This window comes from Saccharopolyspora sp. 7B (assembly GCF_020177435.1).
Lineage (GTDB): Bacteria > Actinomycetota > Actinomycetes > Mycobacteriales > Pseudonocardiaceae > Saccharopolyspora_C > Saccharopolyspora_C gregorii.
This window is the reverse complement of record NZ_JAIUKC010000139.1, coordinates 1-16,671: the sequence shown is the minus strand read 5'-3', so window position 1 is coordinate 16,671 and position 16,671 is coordinate 1. Positions and strand designations below refer to the sequence as shown.

The following is a 16,671-nucleotide window of genomic DNA, read 5'->3' as shown; positions in this document are numbered from 1 at the left end:
CACCGCTCAGTTCGTCTCGGGACTGGGCAGGTGCGGGCCGAGGTGTCCGATGTGGACAGACGCGGACCGTCCGCGGGTGTCGTCGTAGTAGTGCAGGCGGGGCGCGACACCACCGCTGCGCTCGATCTTGACGTGGGCGGCGAAGAAGGCGTGCCCGGACGGATCGACCTCCACCGGGACCGGGAAGGTGCGGGCGTTGCGGTAGCGCGGCGTGTTGACCACCAGCTCGGTCTCCCCGGAGGCGATCAGCGTCGGGGAGATCCCGCGCGCACCGCCGTGCGCGCGGACGAAGTGGGCGAACCCGCGCAGGTCCGGGCGGGCGTGATCGATGGCGGTGGCGCGTTCGCGCGCGTACGAGTCCAGCAGCACCAGCACGTTCCAGGTGCGGCGGAGCCACTGCGCGCTGCGGTGGTGACCGTCCAGTTCGGACGGATCGACCTGCGGACCGAAGCGCAGCGCGGGCAGTGCGCGGTGTGCCGCGTCGAGCAGGTCGGCGAAGCGGTTCACGGCCGGCCCGGCGTCCGCCGCCGCTACGGCACGACCGGGACCGCCGAGTTCCCCGTCCGCCGTCCCGGCGTCGGACGGATCGGACTCGGGCTGCCCGGCGTCGGACGGCCCGGCATCGAACGACCCGGCGCCCTTCCCCGCTCCGGTGATGCGCCGCAGCGCCGCGACGCGTCGGCGCGCCAGCAGCAGCCGGTCTTCGGCCGCGTCGAGTTCTTCCGCGTACAGCGCGGATTCCAGTTCGGCGTCGTGCGCCGCGCGCCACGCGGCGGGGACGGATCCGCGGCGCAGCAGCGCTTCGGCCTCGTCCCGCTCGCCCCGCAGCCGTCCGACGAGCTCGGCCAGCCGCCGCCGGGAGTCGGCGGACCGCCGTTCCCGCCGCCGCGCGCGTTCGGCCGCGGCGCTCCGCTCGTCGAGCGCCCGAGCCGCGGAATCGGCCTGGTCCCGGGCGGCGTCCTCCTGCCCGGCCGCGGCGCTGAGCCGGTCCCGCAGCACCCGCGCACCACCGTCGTCGGCCGCGGGCAGCCAGCGCAGTGCGCCGCCGCGGGTGTCGGCGGTGACCCGGCGGTCGTGCATCGGGTCGAACAGCAGCGCCTGCCAGGCGTCCCCAGTCGTCCGGATCGCGCCACCGGCCCGCCAGCTGCTCGCCCGCAGCACCGCGTCCACCAGCTTCCGCCATTCCCCGGCGCGGTGGAACCGGTCCCGCGGCAGCACCGGGTCCGGTTCGTGATCGACCCACCACGGCGGCAGGTACAGCCGGGCGGCGCGGGCGGGGATCCGGCGTGCGGGCGGGAGCAGCGCGTTCACCCGGTCCCGCACCGAGTCGTCGGCGGGCAGCAGCCCGCACAGGCCGCGGGTGGCGTTGCGGAAGCGCAGCAGTTCCGGCGGGAGCGGCCGGGCGAAGTCGTCGTTGTAGACCAGCACCGGCGAGTCCCGCACGCCTTCGTCGAAGGTGTGCACCAGGAAGTCCACGTCGTCGAGTTCCACCAGCGGGTTCTGCTCGGTCAGCGAGTACGCCCCGCGCGGGTCCCGCGGTCGCGCGGCGAGCAGTCCCAGCTTCTGCACCGGGCTCACCTGGTCGCGGAGGGACCAGGGCCGGGCGGCTTCGGCGTAGACCCAGAAGGCGTGCGCGTCGCCGGAGCCGGGTGCGGCCACGAGCGCGGCGCGCACTTCGCCGGTTCCGCGACCCCAGCTCACCCGCCAGCGGCGCGGCAGCTCGGCGCCGGGTTCGCGTCCTTCGTCGATGAGCCGCAGTTCGCCCGCTTCGTGCAGCCGGACCAGCGCGCTCCCGGCGTCGAGCAGCTCGGGTCCCGCGTGGCCTGCCGCGCAGAACGCGGTGCGGCGCAGCGGTTCCGGTGCGGTGCCGCTCATCGCGGTTCCGGTCCGACGTGCCCGACGTGCACCGCACCGGTGGGTCCGGCGGTGTCGTCCAGGTAGTGCAGGGCGGTCGGTGGATCGCCGGCGTGGTCGAGCAGCACGTGGTCGCGGAACGCGGTCCAGCCGGTCGGGTCGACCGCTTCGGGGACTCGGAAGGTGGTGGCGGCGTCCGCCGGGGCGCGTCGCAGCGCCGGGGCGCCGATCCCGCCCGCGCGCAGCAGCGCGGGCAGCGAGCCGCCGGGCGCCGCGGCGTGCTGGGCGAGCAGGTCGAGCACCTGGTCGCAGCGCCGCGCCCGCGCGCAGTCGAGGCGGTCCACCTCGGCGCGCACCTCGGGTCCGAAGTGGACTCCGGGCCGGTCGGCCGAGCCGGCCGGTCCGAGCTCGGCGGGTGCGCCGCGGCCGCGCAGCCGGTCCTCCTCGGCGCGGAGCCGTTCGAGTTCGCGCTCGCACTCGGCGAGCCGCGCCGAGCGGGCCGCGCCGAGCCGTAGCGCTTCCGCGGTGCGGCTCCGCGCGGCGCCGAGGGAGGTCCGGGCGAGCCGTTCCCGCACCGCGTCGCGTTCGGCGCGCAACCGCAGCACGCCGCCCGCCAGCACCCGGCGGGACCGGTCCAGCTCCGCGGTGCGGGCGGTGCGCCGGTCGATCTCGGCGTCGAGCTCGTGCGCGGCGGCGGCGCGCCGCGCGGCGGTCCGGCGGGATTCGGCCTGCCGCGCTCCGGCCCCCTGGATGCGCTGGCGCAGGTCGGACTTGTCGGCGCCGCCCGCGGTGGCGAACCACCGCTCCCCCGGCCCGACGGGCGAGTCGGCGACGCGCTGGTCCTGCCAGCCGGTGGCGAACAGCAGCGCCCACGGTTCGTCCGCGTCGTCGGCCGCGGGCGAGCGCCACCGGGACACCCGCAACGCGAGCGCGGCGGCTTCGTCCCAAGCGGCGGGATCAGCCGCGTCCACTTCGGACAGCAGGGGATCGTCGCGTTCGGCGGCCCACGGCCCGGGCAGGAACAGCCGGGCGCCGCGGTGCGGGATCCGCAGCGATTCCGGCAGTTCCGCGTCGAGGCGGCGCGCCACCGCGTCCCCGACGAACACGACCGGGGCCGTACCGGCGGTGGCCTTGCGGAACTCCGCGGTCGCCCGCGGCACCACCAGCGGACGTCCCGCCTCGCGGTCGACGTGCCGGACCAGCACGGCCGTCCCGCCGCGCCGGTCCCGGATGGCGGCGAGCAGCCCGGCGAGGTCGTCCGGGTCGTCGCGCAAGGTGGAACCGGTGACGGCGAGCCCGCTGCGCGGGTCGGCCAGCGGGAACCGGGCGAGCCCGGCGCGCGGCAGCGGCGACGGGACTCCGATCCCCCACCCGCCGGGGGTGCGCGCGGCGAACCAGCACCGCACCAGGTCGTCCCGCGCCAGCAGCACCAGCACCGCCGAGACCGGGCCGTCCGCGCGCTGCCACGTCATCCGCCAGCGCAGCGGCGCGTCCGGGTCGGCGCGGTCCAGCGCGCCGCGGTCGTAGAGCCGCAGGGCACCCGCCTCGTGCTGCTGGAGCAGGAATTCGGCGTGCTCGTCGACCGGGGCGGAGACCGATCCGGTGGCGCAGAACAGCTCGGAACCAAGGTCCGCTGGCCCGCTCATGTCACCCCGCTCCGCGCCGTGGCATCTGCCCGAAGCCTAGCGAACGGGCGGTGCAACCCGGTGGCCGCCGACCACCGTCCACCCGTCGGCAGAGTTCCACACCAGCACCCCGACCAGCGCGGGAAGGCACCGGAGATACCCGCATTGACCTGCACAGATCCTCGTCAGTAAGTTTCCCACATGGCCCTTGACGACGCGTCGACCGAAGCCGGTGCGACCAGCCCGCTGGTCCGGATCCGCTCCCTGCTCCCGGGCCTGGCCAGGGCCGAGCAGCGGGTCGCCAACATCGTGCTGTCCGCGCCGGCCTCCATCGCGCGGCGCAGCATCACGGACGTGGCCGAGGCCGCCGGGACCAGCGAGACCACCGTGACCCGGTTCTGCAAGGCGATCGGCGTCGGCGGCTACCCGGATCTGCGGATCGCGTTGGCCGCGGACACCGCCCGCACCTCCAGCCGGGACCGCGACCTCGGCGGCGACATCGAGCCGGACGACCGGCTGGAGCAGATCATCGACAAGGTGGCCTACGCCGACGCGAAGGCGGTGGAGGAGACCGCCGGGCAGCTGGACGCGAACGCGCTGGCCGCGGTGGTCGAGGCCGTCGCGGGCGCCCGCCGGATCGACGTCTACGGGGTGGGGGCCAGCGCCTTCGTCGCGCTGGACCTGCAGCAGAAGCTGCACCGCATCGGGTTGACCTGCTTCGCCTGGTCGGACACGCACGCGGCGCTGACCTCGGCGGCGCTGCTGCGGGAGGGCGACGTGGCGCTGGGCATCTCGCACACCGGCGCCACGACCGAGACCGTCGAGGCGCTGCGCGAGGCGGGCCACCGCGGCGCGATCACGGCCGCGCTCACCAACTTCAGCCGCTCCCCGATCACCGAGGTGGCCGACCAGGTGCTGACCACGGCGGTGCGCGAGACGACGTACCGATCGGGTGCGATGGCGAGCCGCATCGGCCAGCTCACCGTGATCGACTGCCTGTTCATCGGGGTGGCGCAACGCCACATCGACGAGGCGAAGGCGGCGCTGGACGCCACCTACGAGGCGGTCGGCGCGCACCGGCTCGGTGCCCGCCCGGACCGCCGACGGCACAAGGAGGACGGCCGATGAACCGCGACGCCGAGGGACCCGCCGTGCGGGTGGACGCCCCCACCGAGCGCACCAACGAGCGGACCAGGGACATCGACCTGCTGCCGACGCTCGACGTGCTGCGGGTGCTCAACGCCGAGGACCGGACGGTGCCGGAGGCGGTGGGCCGGTCGCTCCCGGACCTGGCGCGCGCGGTCGACCGGGCGGTGGCCGCGCTCCGCGGCGGCGGCCGGGTGCACTACGTGGGCGCGGGCACCTCGGGCCGGCTGGCGGTGCTGGACGCGGCCGAGCTGATCCCCACCTACAACGTGCCCGCGGACTGGGTGGTGGCGCACCAGGCGGGCGGCGCCGGAGCGTTCCAGAAGCCGGTGGAGAACGCGGAGGACGACGCCGAGGCAGGGGCGGCGATGGCCCGGGCCGAGGTGGCCGCGGGGGACTTCGTGCTCGGGCTGACCGCGTCCGGCCGCACCCCGTACGTGCTGGGCGCGCTGCGCGCGGCGCGCGAGATCGGGGCGGGCACGGCGCTGATGTCGGCGAACCCCGAATCGGCGGGCGACGCCCCGGCCGACCTGACCATCGCGGTGGACACCGGGCCGGAGCCGATCGCGGGTTCCACCCGGATGAAGGCGGGCACGGCGCAGAAGCTGGTGCTCACTTCGTTCTCCACCGCCGTGATGATCCGGATGGGCCGCACCTACTCGAACCTGATGGTGAGCCTGCTGGCGACGAACGCGAAGCTGCGCGGCCGCACCGTCGAGATCCTGCGGGAGGCGACGGCCGCGTCCGAGGACGAGTGCGCGCGGGCGTTGAACGCGGCGGACGGCGACCTGAAGACCGCACTGGTGCACCTGCTGACCGGCGCCGAAGTCCCCCGCGCCGCGGCCGCGCTGACCGCCGCCGACGGCCGGGTCCGCGACGCCCTCCGCACCCTCGGCAGCTGAGCCGATCCGGCAGTCAGGCCATGCCGGTGGCGACGCGGCCGAGGGCGGTGAACAAGCTCGCCCAGAAGCGTTCGGTGTCGAGGACGGTGGCGACCTCGGCGTTGTGCAGCTCGGCGGGGGCGGCGAAGTCGGTGACGGTCATGCCCGAGGTGAACCGGCCGTGGACCTCCACGTCGACCCGCGCGGGCACCGTGGTGAACATGCCGGGGTCGAGCGCGTAGGCGATGGCGCACGGGTCGTGCACGGCGGGGCCTTCCACGCGGTACTGCGGGTGCTGCCCGTAGAAGTCGAGGATCGGCGAGATCAGCTCGGCTTCCAGCCTGCCCAGCCCGGCGAACCGGCCCCGGACGGCGGCGGTCGCGCGGGCCTGCGCGGTGAGGTCGAGGCCGATCATGGTGGTGCGCCAGCCGGCGCCGAACGCGACGGCGGCGGCCTCCGGGTCGGCGAGCACGTTGAACTCCGCGGCGGGCGTGCGGTTCCCCCTGGTGTAGGAACCGCCCATGATCACGAACTCGCGGACCTGCTCGACGAGCCGGGGCTCCTTGCGCACCGCGAGCGCGACGTTCGTCAGCGGACCCACCGCGACCAGGCTGATCTCGCCGGGCGCTGCGGCGACGGTGTCGATGATGAAGTCGACGGCGTGCCCGTCCCGCACCCCGCTGGTGGCGGCGGGCAGCCGGACCCCGCCGAGACCGTTGCCGCCGTGCACCTCGTCGGCCAGCACGACGTCCCGCACCAGCGGCCGGTCGGCGCCCGCGACGACCGGCACGTCCATGCCGAAGAAGCCGGTGAGGCACAGCGCGTTGTTCGTGGTGTGGTCGAGCCCCACGTTGCCCGCGACGGTGGTGATCCCGACGAGCTCCAGTTCGGGGCTGCCGTGGGCGTAGGCGATGGCCAGCGCGTCGTCGATGCCCGGGTCGCAGTCGAGCAGGACCTTCTTCGGCACGTCCGTGCCCCCTCCCGGTGCGGTGCTCACGATTGGACGGCGTCGGCGATGGACTTCGCTTCCCGCGCGCCGGTCTCCAGCGCGGTGCAGCAGTGCACGATCCACTGCGCGACGCCGTCGGGGTCGCCGGGGGCGAACGCGGCGGCGGCGTCCTGGTAGTCGGCCCGGCGGCGGAAGTAGGCGACCTCCGGCACGACGAGGCCCTTCGGGTCGAGGCCGCTGCCGATCACGCTGAGCCGGGCGGCGGCCCGCGCCACGATGCCGTCGACCTCGCCGAACGGGGCGAGCGCGAGCAGTTCGCCGTGCACCACGGCGGCCTGCACCGGCCCGGGCACCAGGTTCTGCGAGCGGCCGCCCGCGTCGGCGACGACCTGGGCGAGCAGGTCCAGCCGCCCCGAGACGGCCGGGTCCTCGCGGGGCCTGCCGAGCCGGTCCGGGTCGCCGGGCAGGTCCGCGGCGGCGAGCACGTGCAGCCGGGCCAGGGCCTGCAGCGGGGCGCGCTGCCAGGTCGGCAGCAGCGGCCCCAGCGCTTCGGCGACGCGCAGCGCGCCCGCCAGCAGCGGGTCGCTCACCTCGCCGCTGTCCGGGATCTCGGTGGCCCCGCCGGCGACGGCGGCCGAGGCGCGGGCGGCGCGCACCGAGGCTTCGGCGCTGGTCGCGGGCCAGCCGCGGCGGTTCGCCGGGTGCCGGTGGATCTCGTCGATCGCGGTCCGCGCGGCGGCGACCGCGTCGGTGACACCGGGCAGCTCCAGCAGCGGGAGCAACGACTCTTGGGCACTCACGCCGCTGGACGCTACCCGGCGGGTGCGGCGGCCCCGCCTGGACCCGTTCCCACCTGCGCAGGTCCCGGCACCGGAGGCGGTCGCGCACCTCCCGCCCCTGGTCACTCGACCGTGTGTGGGCAACTCGATTGCAACGTTCGGGGCACCAGCCTGCTCCGCAGGTGCCGAGCCCGGACCACGGACGTCACCGGCAGGATTGGTCGCACCAAAGCGAGAACCTCTGTCGGAGTGAGCCGCGTCGCACTACGGTCTAGATGACATCGAAGGTCACCCCGCAGCGCAGGGAGGTTCCCCGCAATGAGCCAGCCCGACGGGCCGAGCAACACCTTGGACAACCTGCTCACGGAGAGCAGGACCTTCCCGCCGACGGCCGAGTTCGCGGCCGCGGCCAACGCCACGTCGGACTCGTACGACAGGGCAGCCGCCGACCGGGAGGGCTTCTGGGCGGAGCAGGCCGACCAGCTCGACTGGGCCCGCAAGTGGGACCAGGTCCTCGACTGGTCCGGCGCCCCGTTCGCGAAGTGGTTCGTCGGCGGCGAGCTGAACGTGGCCCACAACTGCGTGGACCGGCACGTCGAGGCGGGCAACGGCGACCGGGTCGCGATCCACTGGGAGGGCGAACCCGGCGACAGCCGCACGATCACCTACGCCGAGCTGCAGCGCGAGGTCAGCCGCACCGCGAACGCGCTCGCCTCGCTGGGCGTCGGCGCCGGTGACCGGGTCGCGATCTACCTGCCGATGCTGCCGGAAGCCGTGTTCTCGATGCTCGCCTGCGCGCGCCTCGGCGCGCTGCACAGCGTCGTGTTCGGCGGCTTCTCCGCGGAGGCGCTGCGCGCCCGGATCAACGATGCCGAGGCGAAGGTCGTCATCACCTGCGACGGCCAGTACCGGCGCGGCAAGGCCGCCCCGCTCAAGGCCAACGTGGACGAAGCGGTGCAGCACACGCCCAGCGTCGAGCACGTCCTGGTCGTCAAGCGCACCGCCACCGAGGTCGCGTGGAACGAGCGGGACAAGTGGTGGCACGACGTGGTCGAGCCGCAGTCCGACCAGCACACCCCGGAGGCGTTCGACTCCGAGCACCCGCTGTTCATCCTCTACACCTCCGGCACCACCGGGAGCCCGAAGGGCATCCTGCACACCTCCGGCGGCTACCTCACCCAGGCCGCCTACACGCACCGCACCGTCTTCGACCTGAAGCCCGGGTCGGACGTGTACTGGTGCACCGCCGACATCGGCTGGGTCACCGGGCACACGTACATCGTGTACGGACCGCTGGCCAACGGCGCCACGCAGGTGATCTACGAGGGGACGCCGAACAGCCCGCACGAGGGCAGGCACTGGGAGATCGTGCAGAAGTACGGCGTGACGCTGTACTACACGGCGCCCACCACGATCCGCACCTTCATGAAGTGGGGCGCGGAGATCCCCGCCCAGTACGACCTGTCCACGCTGCGGGTGCTCGGCTCGGTCGGAGAACCGATCAACCCCGAGGCCTGGATGTGGTATCGGGAGCACATCGGCGGCGGGAAGACCCCGATCGTCGACACCTGGTGGCAGACCGAGACCGGCGCGATCATGATCTCGCCGCTGCCCGGGGTGACCGCCACCAAACCCGGTTCCGCGCAGGTCCCGCTCCCCGGCATCTCCGCGAAGGTCGTCGACGAGACCGGCGAGGACGTCGGCCCCGGCGGCGGCGGGCTGCTGGTGCTGGACAAGCCGTGGCCGTCGATGCTGCGCGGCATCTGGGGCGACGACCAGCGGTTCAAGGACACCTACTGGTCGAAGTTCGCCGATCTCGGCTACTACTTCGCCGGCGACGGCGCCAAGTACGACGACGACGGCGACATCTGGCTGCTGGGCCGGGTGGACGACGTCATGAACGTCTCGGGCCACCGGATCTCCACCACCGAGGTCGAGTCGGCGCTGGTCTCGCACCCGACGGTCGCCGAGGCCGCGGTCGTCGGCGCCAGCGACCCGACCACCGGGCAGGGCATCGTCGCGTTCGTCATCCTGCGCGGCAACGCCGCCGACGAGGCGGGAGGCGACGCGGCGCTGAAGGCGCTGCGCGACCACGTCTCGCACGAGATCGGCCCGATCGCGAAGCCGCGGCAGATCATGGTCGTGCAGGAGCTGCCGAAGACCCGCTCCGGCAAGATCATGCGTCGGCTGCTGCGGGACGTGGCGGAGAACCGCGAGGTCGGCGATGTGTCGACGTTGGCGGACTCCTCGGTCATGGACCTCATCTCGAAGGGCATCCGCAAGTCCTCCGACGAGTGATCGAACTCCGCTCGCGGGCCCGGTCCTCCCGGTGGGGGCCGGGCCCGCTCGCGTTCCGGTGCGCGCCCGAGCGGCTGCTAGGGTCGTCGGCAGGTGTGCCGGGAAGTCTGGTCGGCGACGCATCAGCACGTCCGCCACCAGGAGGCCACCGATGACCGAACCCGCCCCGGCCCGCGGCACCGCCGCCCTCGCCCGCTACCTGCGGACCGAGACCGTCGGAGGCGTGGTGCTGCTGGTCGCCACCGCGCTCGCGCTGCTCGCGGCGAACTCGCCGCTCGGCGGGCTGTACGCGGGAGTGCGGGACTTCGCGGTCGGGCCCGCCGCGCTGCACCTGGACCTCACCGTCGGCGAGTGGGTCAAGGACGGGCTGCTCGCGGTCTTCTTCTTCGTCGCCGGGCTGGAGCTCAAGCGGGAGCTCGTCGTCGGGGAGCTCGCCGACCGCCGGACGGCGGCGCTGCCGGTGCTGGCGGCGTTCGGCGGCATGGTGGCGCCCGCGATCATCGCGTTCGCCGTCGGCCACGGGGCGCCCGGCGCGGGCCAGGCCTGGGCGATCCCGGTGGCCACCGACATCGCGTTCGCGCTCGGGGTGCTGTCGCTGGCCGGTTCCGGGATCCCGGCCGCGGCGCGGGTCTTCCTGCTCAGCCTGGCCGTCGTCGACGACCTGGGCGCGATCATCGTGATCGCCGTGCTGTTCACCGCGGGGCTGAGCCCGCTGCCGCTGCTCGCGGCGGTCCTGCTCGGCGCCGCCTACTGGTTCGCGCAGCGCAGGCGGATCACCACGCCGTGGCTGTACGTGCCGCTGGCGGTCGCCACCTGGCTCGCGGTCCACGGCAGCGGCATCCACGCCACCATCGCGGGCGTCGCGCTCGGGCTGCTCACCAGGGTGCGGGCCGATCCCGGCGAGGACGCCGCGCCGTCGGTCCGGCTGGAACACCGGTTGCAGCCCTGGTCGGCGGGACTGGTGGTGCCGGTGTTCGCGTTCTTCGCCGCCGGGGTGCCGGTGAACGGGGCGGCGCTGGGCGCGGTGTTCCACGACCGGATCGCGATCGCCGTGATGGCCGGGTTGTTCTTCGGCAAGTTCATCGGGATCTTCGGCACGTCCTACCTGGCGGTGCGGCTCGGGATCGGCGCGCGGCCGGGCGGGGTGACCTGGCGGGACATCTCGGCGCTCGCCGTGCTCGGCGGGGTCGGGTTCACCGTCAGCCTGCTCATCGCCGAGCTGTCGCTGGCCGGGGACGCGGCGGAACGCGCCAAGACGGCGGTGTTGATCGCGTCCGCGCTCGCCGCGCTGATCGCCGCCGCGCTGCTGCTGCGGCGCGGACGGCGCACCGCCCGTGAGCTGAACTGATCGGTCTCGGTAGATCACCCACCGGTAACGCCACGGGAGTCTCACTCGGTCGGGCACCAGGCGGCGTGGCACGATGGCGGGCGTGAACAGCGCCCAGAAGAACCAGCAAGGCAGCAGCGACGGAGCCTGGTCGGCCGTCACATCCCTACCGCTGTCCGAAGAGGGCACTGGCGCGGGCGGCGAGCAGTCCATCGGTTCCCTCGTGCGCGACGCGACCACGCACCTGTCGACGCTGGTCCGCTCCGAGATCGAACTCGCCAAGGCCGAAGTCACCGGTGAGGTGAAGAAGGGCGTCAAGGGCAGCGTCTACTTCGTCCTCGCGCTGGCCGTGCTCGGCTTCAGCATGTTCTTCCTCTTCTTCACCCTCGCCGAAGGGTTGCACGCGCTCGGGATCTGGCGCTGGGCCTCCTTCGGCATCGTGTTCCTGCTGATGCTGGTCGTCGCCGGACTGTTCGGACTGCTCGGTTACCTGCGGGTGCGCAAGATCCGAGCGCCGAAGCGCACCATCGCGACGCTCAAGGACACCAAGCAGCTCGCTCGCCGACGCGGCCAGGACGACGCCGCGCACGCCATCGAGAGCTAGTACCGGACCGGTCCCGGGGGGGAGACGCCCGAACGCGGGCGCCTGGCCTCCGCGCGTTCCGGGTCCGGCGAGGAGTCAGCCGCCGGTGCACTCACCGGTCGAGACCGGCCTGGTGAGCGCCGAGGACTCGGCGACCTCGTCGGCCACCTCGTCGGCGGTGAGCGCGAACCCGGTCTCCGGGTCGTCCACGGCGGCGCCGAACACCACGCCCACCACGTCCCCGTCCGGGGCGACCAGCGGGCCGCCGGAGTTCCCGCTCTGCACCTTCCCGCGCACCGTGTACACGTCCCGCACCACGGTGTTCGCGTCGTAGATGTCCGGGCCGCGCAGGTTGATCCGCTGCCGCAGCCTGCCCGCCGACGCCGTGTACGGGCCGTCCAGCGGGTAGCCGAGCGCGACGACGCTGCCGCCGGGCGGCACCTCGGAGCGGTCCAGCGGCATCGCGTCCGCGTCCAGGTCCGGCACCGCCAGCACCGCCAGGTCCGTCGCCGGGTCGAACATCACCACGTCCGCGGCGAACTCGCCGCGGCCCACCTCGATCGCCACCCGGTCCGTGCCCGCGACCACGTGCGCGTTCGTCATCACCCGGTGCGGGGCGACCACGAATCCGGAGCCCTCCAGCGCCCGCGCGCAGGACGCGGCGCGGCCGCGCACCTTCACCACGCTGGTCTGCGCGTTGCGGACCACGTCGCTGGAGGCCAGCGCCTGGTCCGGCGGGTCGATCGCGGCCACCGGGGTCTTCGAGAACGGTTCCAGCGCGTCCGGGAAGCCGCTCACCCCGAGCATCCGGCGCAGCTCGTCCGGCAACGACTTGACCGCGGTCGGCATCATCGAGTCGACCTGGCTCAGCACCTGCGAGCGGGTGATCGCCGACGCGAGCCCCGGCATCGCCGAGGCCGAGGTGAACGGGAGCGCCACCAGCCAGGCCACCACGAACACCGCCACGCACTGCAGCACCGCGCCGAGCACGTTGTCCACGCCGGTCAGCTTCGACGAGGTGATCCGGTCCCGCAGCTCCCGGCCCGCCCACATGCCGAACGTCTCGCCGAACGCCACCAGCAGCACCACGATGCCCACGCCGAACCCGATCCGGGCCGGCTGGCTGTCCAGCCGCTCCAACAGCAGCGGCGCCACCCGCAGACCCACGACGGCGCCGACGAACACGCCGAGGAACGAGAACAGCGCGGTGACCAGGCCGTTGCGCGCGCCGGACACGGCGGCCAGCAGCGCCAGCGCCACCACCAGCAGATCGACCCAGTTCACCGAACACCCTTCCGCCGCGTCACGTCCCCTGCCGGTGCGCAGGCCACCGTCAGCCGCCGAAACCGACGTCCGCGGCGGACTCCGCGGCCCGCCACGCCTCGTCCAGGTCCAGCTCCGGGGCATCGTCCCAGCCGGCGGACCAGCCGCCGAGTTCCAGCACCCCGGCCAGCAGCACCCCGGTGAACCCCCACACCAGCATCCCCGGCACCACGAACGCCGGACCGGCGCGCCCGTCGCGCAGCCGCACCCGGAGCCGGTTCGCCGGGTCCACCAGCCACGACAGCGGGACCCGGGCCACCGCACGAGTCTCCCCGAGGTCGACCGCGGCCACCGGGGACGGATCCCGCCAGTGCGCCAGCACCGGAGTCACCCGGAAACCGCTGTGCGCCACGTGCAGCTCCGGCAGCACGGCCAGCGGCCGGATGCCCGCGGGGTGCGCGCCGACCTCCTCCTGCGCTTCGCGCAGCGCCGCGGCCACCGGGCCCGCGTCGGACGGGTCGATCGAGCCGCCGGGGAACGCGACCTGCCCGGGGTGCGAGCTGAGCCCGTCCGCGCGGCGCAGCAGCAGCACGTCCGGCCCGTCCGCGTCCTCGCCGAACAGGATCAGCACCGCGGCCGGGCGGGCGCTGCGCGGCGGGCGCAGCCGCGGCCAGCCGAAGTGGCCCTGGTCCACGTCCGCGCTGCGCCGCACCAGCGGGGCGAGCCACTCCGGTGCGGCCGAGCCGTCGACCACCGGGTCCGTCACGATCGACCTCCCAAGGTGCGGCGGACCGCGGCGTCCACCGCGTCCGCGGAGCGGAACACCTCCGGCGGATCGATGCGCCGGACCTCTCCCGATTCGGTGATCACGAAGCTGGCGGGCAGCACGTTCGGCACCCGCAGCGCGGCGCGCAGCGCGCCGTCCGGGTCGTGCACCGCCGGGAAGCGCACCCCCAGCGAGCGCAGCAGCGCCAGGCCGTCCGCCTCGTCGCTGCGCACCTGCACGCCCAGCACCGGGATCGAGCCGGGGCGGGCGGAGTACTCCTGCAGCGCGGGGAGCTCGGTGCGGCACGGGGCGCACCAGGTCGCCCACACGTTGACCAGCGCCGGGCGTCCGGCCAGCGCGGCGCCGACGTCCACCGGGCGGCCGTCGGCCAAGCAGGTCCCGGTCGCCCCGGCCAGCTCGGCGGGGCCGCCGGCCCGCGGCTCGGGGCAGGGTCCGAGGCCCGCGCGCAGCGCCGGGTCGACCGGGGCCGCCTGCGGCCGCTGCTCCGGGGCGTCCGCGGTCGGCGCCCCGCCGCCGGAACCACCCGGCCACAGCGCGACCACGGCGAGCCCGGCCAGCACCAGCACCACGACCGTCCACCGGATCTCGCTGCGGAACTCGCGGACGTACCGCCAGCGGCTCACGCGTCCGGCTCCTTCGCCGCCGCCTTCTCGATGGTCGCCTCGTCCAGTTCACCGGAGATCCCGGCTAGCTCCAGCAGCCGCGGCGCCTCCGGCCCGCGCACCAGCTTCGCCGCCGCCGAGGGCTCCTCCGGGCCGGCACCGAACGACGGGCAGTCCTTCGCCAGCAGGCACGCGCCGCACGCGGGCTTGCGCGCGTGGCACACGCGGCGCCCGTGGAAGATCACGTAGTGCGAGAGCATCGTCCACTCCTTGCGGGGGATCAGCTCGCCGATCGCGTGCTCCACCTTGACCGGGTCCTCCTCCACCGTCCAGCCCCAGCGGCGCACCAGCCGGCCGAAGTGGGTGTCGACGGTGATGCCGGGGACGTCGAAGGCGTTGCCGAGGATGACGTTGGCGGTCTTGCGACCGATCCCGGGCAGCTTCACCAGGTCGTCGAGCCGCGCGGGCACCTCGCCGCCGTGCCGCTCCACCAGCGCCGCGCCCAGCCCCAGCAAGGAGTTCGCCTTGTTCCGGTAGAAGCCGGTGGAGCGGATCAGCTCCTCCAGCTCGGTCCGGTCGGCGCCGGCGTAGTCCGCGGCCGCCGGGTAGCGGGCGAACAGCGCGGGCGTCACCTGGTTGACCCGCTTGTCGGTGCACTGCGCGGACAGAATCGTCGCGACCGCGAGCTGCAGCGGGTCGGCGAAGTCGAGCTCGCAGTGCGCGTCCGGGTAGCCCTCGGCGAGCTCCCGCACCATCCGCCGCGCCCGCCGGACGAGCCCGGTGCGGGTCTCCGTCCCGGCGCTCGCCGCGCTGCGGCGCGGTCGGCGCGCCGGTGCTCCCCCGGCTCGGGAACGACCGGAACCGGAGGTCACGGCGCCCGCGGTCGTCGACCGGGTGGGCGCCGATCGGGCCGCGGCGGGCCGATGGGAGGATGATCGACCAGGCTGTGACCTGTCGTGGGCTGGCTCCGGCACCCCACCAGACTACGGACCACGACGACACCCGAACCCGACCCCGTCGACGGGCAACCGACCCCCGGTTGCGTCCGTCTCGAAGGCATGAGCGAGGATTCAAGCATCATGACTGCCTGGTTCGTTATCGTCGTACCGCTAGTGATCATGTTCTTCACGTTGTTCATGGAGCGCGTGGAGGCACGGCTGCGGCACGTCGCGGTGCAGGAGAACGAGGTCGAAGAGCTGCTGGAGAACGCTCGGCCCGATGAGGTCCGGGCGCTGTTCCGGCAGGGAATCGGGCGTGCGCTGGAGCTCTTCCAGCTACGCAGGGTGGGACGCGCCGGCAAGCTGCGAACTCGCCGTTCCCGCGACCAGTCTTAAACTCAACTGGTAGTGATCGGCGGCACAGTACGGTGACCGCGGAACGACGCGGGCACCGCTTCGAACGAGCCGCCGCGTCTCAACATGGAGGGACGAGGTGGACGAGACCCTTTCCCGCGCCGGAATCTTCCAGGGCGTGGAACCGGCCGCGGCGGAGGCGCTGACCCAGTCGCTGGAACCGTCTGAGTTCCCGCGCGGACACGTGATCTTCGCCGAGGGCGAGCCGGGCGACCGGCTCTACATCATCCAATCCGGCAAGGTCAAGCTCGGGCGCAAGTCGCCCGACGGCCGCGAGAACCTGCTGGCGATCATGGGGCCGTCGGACATGTTCGGCGAGCTGTCCATCTTCGACCCGGGCCCGCGCACCTCGACCGCCACCACGGTGACCGAGGTCCGCGCGCTGACCATGGACCGCAGTGCGCTGCGGCAGTGGATCGGCACCCGCCCGGAGATCGCCGAGCAGCTGCTGCGGGTCGTCGCGCGCAGGCTGCGCCGGACCAACGGCATGCTCGCCGACCTGATCTTCACCGACGTGCCCGGTCGCGTGGCCAAGGCGCTGCTGCAGCTCGCGCAGCGCTTCGGCAGCCAGGAAGCCGGTCTGCTGCGGGTCACCCACGACCTCACGCAGGAGGAGATCGCGCAGTACGTCGGCGCCTCGCGGGAGACCGTGAACAAGGCGCTCGCCGACTTCGCCCACCGCGGCTGGCTGCGGCTGGAGGGCAAGAGCGTGCTGATCCTCGACCCGGAGCGGCTGGCTCGCCGCGCGCGCTGAGCCACCACCGGCCGCGTCGCCCAACGCGCGTCGGCTGACGGGTCCGCCTTTCGTTCGGACCCCTCAGCCGGCGCGCGTTTTCGCACGTCCGAGCCTCCCCCTCCGAGCGCGCTCGGGGACGGCGGATCCAGCACCCGGCCGCGGACACGCCGAGTCACCAGCCATGTAGGGGACGTTGTGCCCGGTTTCCTCCCCGGAACCGGAGGGCACACTGGTATCAGAGCCCGGGACATCTGCTCGGAAAGAATTCACCGAGCCGTGCAACCCGGACCGAGAACTCAACGTCTTACCTAGTGGAGGCCCTTCACGACGCGCGGAGCGCGCGGGTGCTGGGCAGCCGACGGGGAACTCCTCCGGTGCCGGATTCGGGGCCGACCATCGGAGGTTCGAGGAGCGTGGTTGGTCGGGGGACGGGCCGCGCGAGCGAAAGGGCTGGAGCGTCGCGTCGGGGGCGACGCCCCAGCCCTTTCG

At 74.0% G+C, this 16,671-nt stretch carries 15 protein-coding genes; 7 read left to right on the top strand and 8 right to left on the bottom strand.

Annotation, left to right across the window (positions count from 1 at the left end):
- Window positions 1–6: 6 nt before the first annotated feature.
- Both LCD33_RS21315 and LCD33_RS21310 read right to left on the bottom strand, forming a co-directional pair.
- Entirely contained in the window at window positions 7–1,875 is a 1,869-nt protein-coding gene (locus tag LCD33_RS21315; protein ID WP_224966658.1) for a hypothetical protein, read from the bottom strand.
- Window positions 1,872–3,500 (bottom strand): hypothetical protein, encoded by a 1,629-nt coding sequence (locus LCD33_RS21310; protein ID WP_224957273.1) that lies wholly within the window; start codon window positions 3,498–3,500, stop codon window positions 1,872–1,874. The genes LCD33_RS21315 and LCD33_RS21310 overlap by 4 nt, the downstream gene beginning before the upstream one ends.
- 180 nt (window positions 3,501–3,680) lie before the next feature.
- Here LCD33_RS21310 and LCD33_RS21305 point away from each other — a divergent pair, with 180 nt between their 5' ends.
- Together LCD33_RS21305 and murQ are read left to right on the top strand one after the other, a co-directional pair.
- Window positions 3,681–4,607 carry a MurR/RpiR family transcriptional regulator gene (locus tag LCD33_RS21305; protein ID WP_224957271.1) on the top strand — a complete coding sequence of 309 codons (927 nt, stop codon included), beginning with the start codon at window positions 3,681–3,683 and terminating at the stop codon, window positions 4,605–4,607.
- Window positions 4,604–5,527: an N-acetylmuramic acid 6-phosphate etherase gene (murQ, locus tag LCD33_RS21300; RefSeq protein ID WP_224957269.1), complete on the top strand. Its 924-nt coding sequence runs from the start codon at window positions 4,604–4,606 to the stop codon at window positions 5,525–5,527. The genes LCD33_RS21305 and murQ overlap by 4 nt, the downstream gene beginning before the upstream one ends.
- Window positions 5,528–5,540: 13 nt before the next feature.
- Here the strand turns inward: murQ and LCD33_RS21295 are convergent, their stop codons facing one another.
- Both LCD33_RS21295 and LCD33_RS21290 read right to left on the bottom strand, forming a co-directional pair.
- Window positions 5,541–6,473, bottom strand: coding sequence for a nucleoside hydrolase (locus LCD33_RS21295; protein ID WP_224957267.1), 933 nt, complete (start codon window positions 6,471–6,473; stop codon window positions 5,541–5,543).
- A 26-nt stretch (window positions 6,474–6,499) separates the two neighbouring features.
- Window positions 6,500–7,255 (bottom strand): oxidoreductase, encoded by a 756-nt coding sequence (locus tag LCD33_RS21290; protein WP_224957265.1) that lies wholly within the window; start codon window positions 7,253–7,255, stop codon window positions 6,500–6,502.
- A gap of 297 nt (window positions 7,256–7,552) precedes the next feature.
- Between LCD33_RS21290 and acs the strand changes: the two genes are divergently transcribed.
- From acs to LCD33_RS21275, 3 genes are all read left to right on the top strand, one after another.
- Window positions 7,553–9,532 carry an acetate--CoA ligase gene (gene acs, locus LCD33_RS21285; protein WP_224957263.1) on the top strand — a complete coding sequence of 660 codons (1,980 nt, stop codon included), beginning with the start codon at window positions 7,553–7,555 and terminating at the stop codon, window positions 9,530–9,532.
- Between the two features lie 151 nt (window positions 9,533–9,683).
- Complete coding sequence (gene nhaA / locus LCD33_RS21280; RefSeq protein ID WP_224966656.1) at window positions 9,684–10,880, top strand: Na+/H+ antiporter NhaA; 1,197 nt, start codon at window positions 9,684–9,686, stop codon at window positions 10,878–10,880.
- A gap of 73 nt (window positions 10,881–10,953) precedes the next feature.
- On the top strand, window positions 10,954–11,463 hold the full coding sequence (locus LCD33_RS21275; protein WP_224957259.1) for a phage holin family protein: 510 nt from the start codon (window positions 10,954–10,956) through the stop codon (window positions 11,461–11,463).
- A 75-nt stretch (window positions 11,464–11,538) separates the two neighbouring features.
- Here the strand turns inward: LCD33_RS21275 and LCD33_RS21270 are convergent, their stop codons facing one another.
- From LCD33_RS21270 to nth, 4 genes are read right to left on the bottom strand one after another with little or no spacing between them, the layout of a single operon-like run.
- A complete protein-coding gene (locus LCD33_RS21270; protein WP_224966655.1) occupies window positions 11,539–12,726 on the bottom strand; it encodes a MarP family serine protease in 1,188 nt (395 codons plus the stop codon).
- A 49-nt stretch (window positions 12,727–12,775) separates the two neighbouring features.
- Window positions 12,776–13,471: a CoA pyrophosphatase gene (locus LCD33_RS21265; RefSeq protein WP_224966654.1), complete on the bottom strand. Its 696-nt coding sequence runs from the start codon at window positions 13,469–13,471 to the stop codon at window positions 12,776–12,778.
- The gene (locus LCD33_RS21260; RefSeq protein ID WP_224957255.1) at window positions 13,468–14,115 is read right to left on the bottom strand and encodes a TlpA disulfide reductase family protein; all 648 of its coding nucleotides are present in this window, start codon (window positions 14,113–14,115) and stop codon (window positions 13,468–13,470) included. Before LCD33_RS21260 ends, LCD33_RS21265 begins: the two co-directional genes overlap by 4 nt.
- Window positions 14,112–14,849, bottom strand: coding sequence for an endonuclease III (gene nth, locus LCD33_RS21255; RefSeq protein ID WP_224957297.1), 738 nt, complete (start codon window positions 14,847–14,849; stop codon window positions 14,112–14,114). Before nth ends, LCD33_RS21260 begins: the two co-directional genes overlap by 4 nt.
- A 324-nt stretch (window positions 14,850–15,173) precedes the next feature.
- Here nth and LCD33_RS21250 point away from each other — a divergent pair, with 324 nt between their 5' ends.
- Window positions 15,174–15,428 carry a hypothetical protein gene (locus tag LCD33_RS21250; protein WP_029621632.1) on the top strand — a complete coding sequence of 85 codons (255 nt, stop codon included), beginning with the start codon at window positions 15,174–15,176 and terminating at the stop codon, window positions 15,426–15,428.
- A gap of 97 nt (window positions 15,429–15,525) precedes the next feature.
- Entirely contained in the window at window positions 15,526–16,200 is a 675-nt protein-coding gene (locus LCD33_RS21245) for a Crp/Fnr family transcriptional regulator (protein ID WP_224957254.1), read from the top strand.
- The last annotated feature ends 471 nt before the right edge of the window (window positions 16,201–16,671 follow it).

Bases quoted from the DNA above. Each gene is read 5' to 3' on its own strand.
- LCD33_RS21275 (WP_224957259.1), top strand. From the start codon at position 10,954: ATGGCGGGCGTGAACAGCGCCCAGAAGAACCAGCAAGGCAGCAGCGAC.
- LCD33_RS21310 (WP_224957273.1), bottom strand. From the start codon at position 3,500: ATGAGCGGGCCAGCGGACCTTGGTTCCGAGCTGTTCTGCGCCACCGGA.
- nhaA (WP_224966656.1), top strand. From the start codon at position 9,684: ATGACCGAACCCGCCCCGGCCCGCGGCACCGCCGCCCTCGCCCGCTAC.
- murQ (WP_224957269.1), top strand. From the start codon at position 4,604: ATGAACCGCGACGCCGAGGGACCCGCCGTGCGGGTGGACGCCCCCACC.
- LCD33_RS21315 (WP_224966658.1), bottom strand. From the start codon at position 1,875: ATGAGCGGCACCGCACCGGAACCGCTGCGCCGCACCGCGTTCTGCGCG.
- LCD33_RS21305 (WP_224957271.1), top strand. From the start codon at position 3,681: ATGGCCCTTGACGACGCGTCGACCGAAGCCGGTGCGACCAGCCCGCTG.
- nth (WP_224957297.1), bottom strand. From the start codon at position 14,849: ATGGTGCGGGAGCTCGCCGAGGGCTACCCGGACGCGCACTGCGAGCTC.
- acs (WP_224957263.1), top strand. From the start codon at position 7,553: ATGAGCCAGCCCGACGGGCCGAGCAACACCTTGGACAACCTGCTCACG.
- LCD33_RS21250 (WP_029621632.1), top strand. From the start codon at position 15,174: ATGACTGCCTGGTTCGTTATCGTCGTACCGCTAGTGATCATGTTCTTC.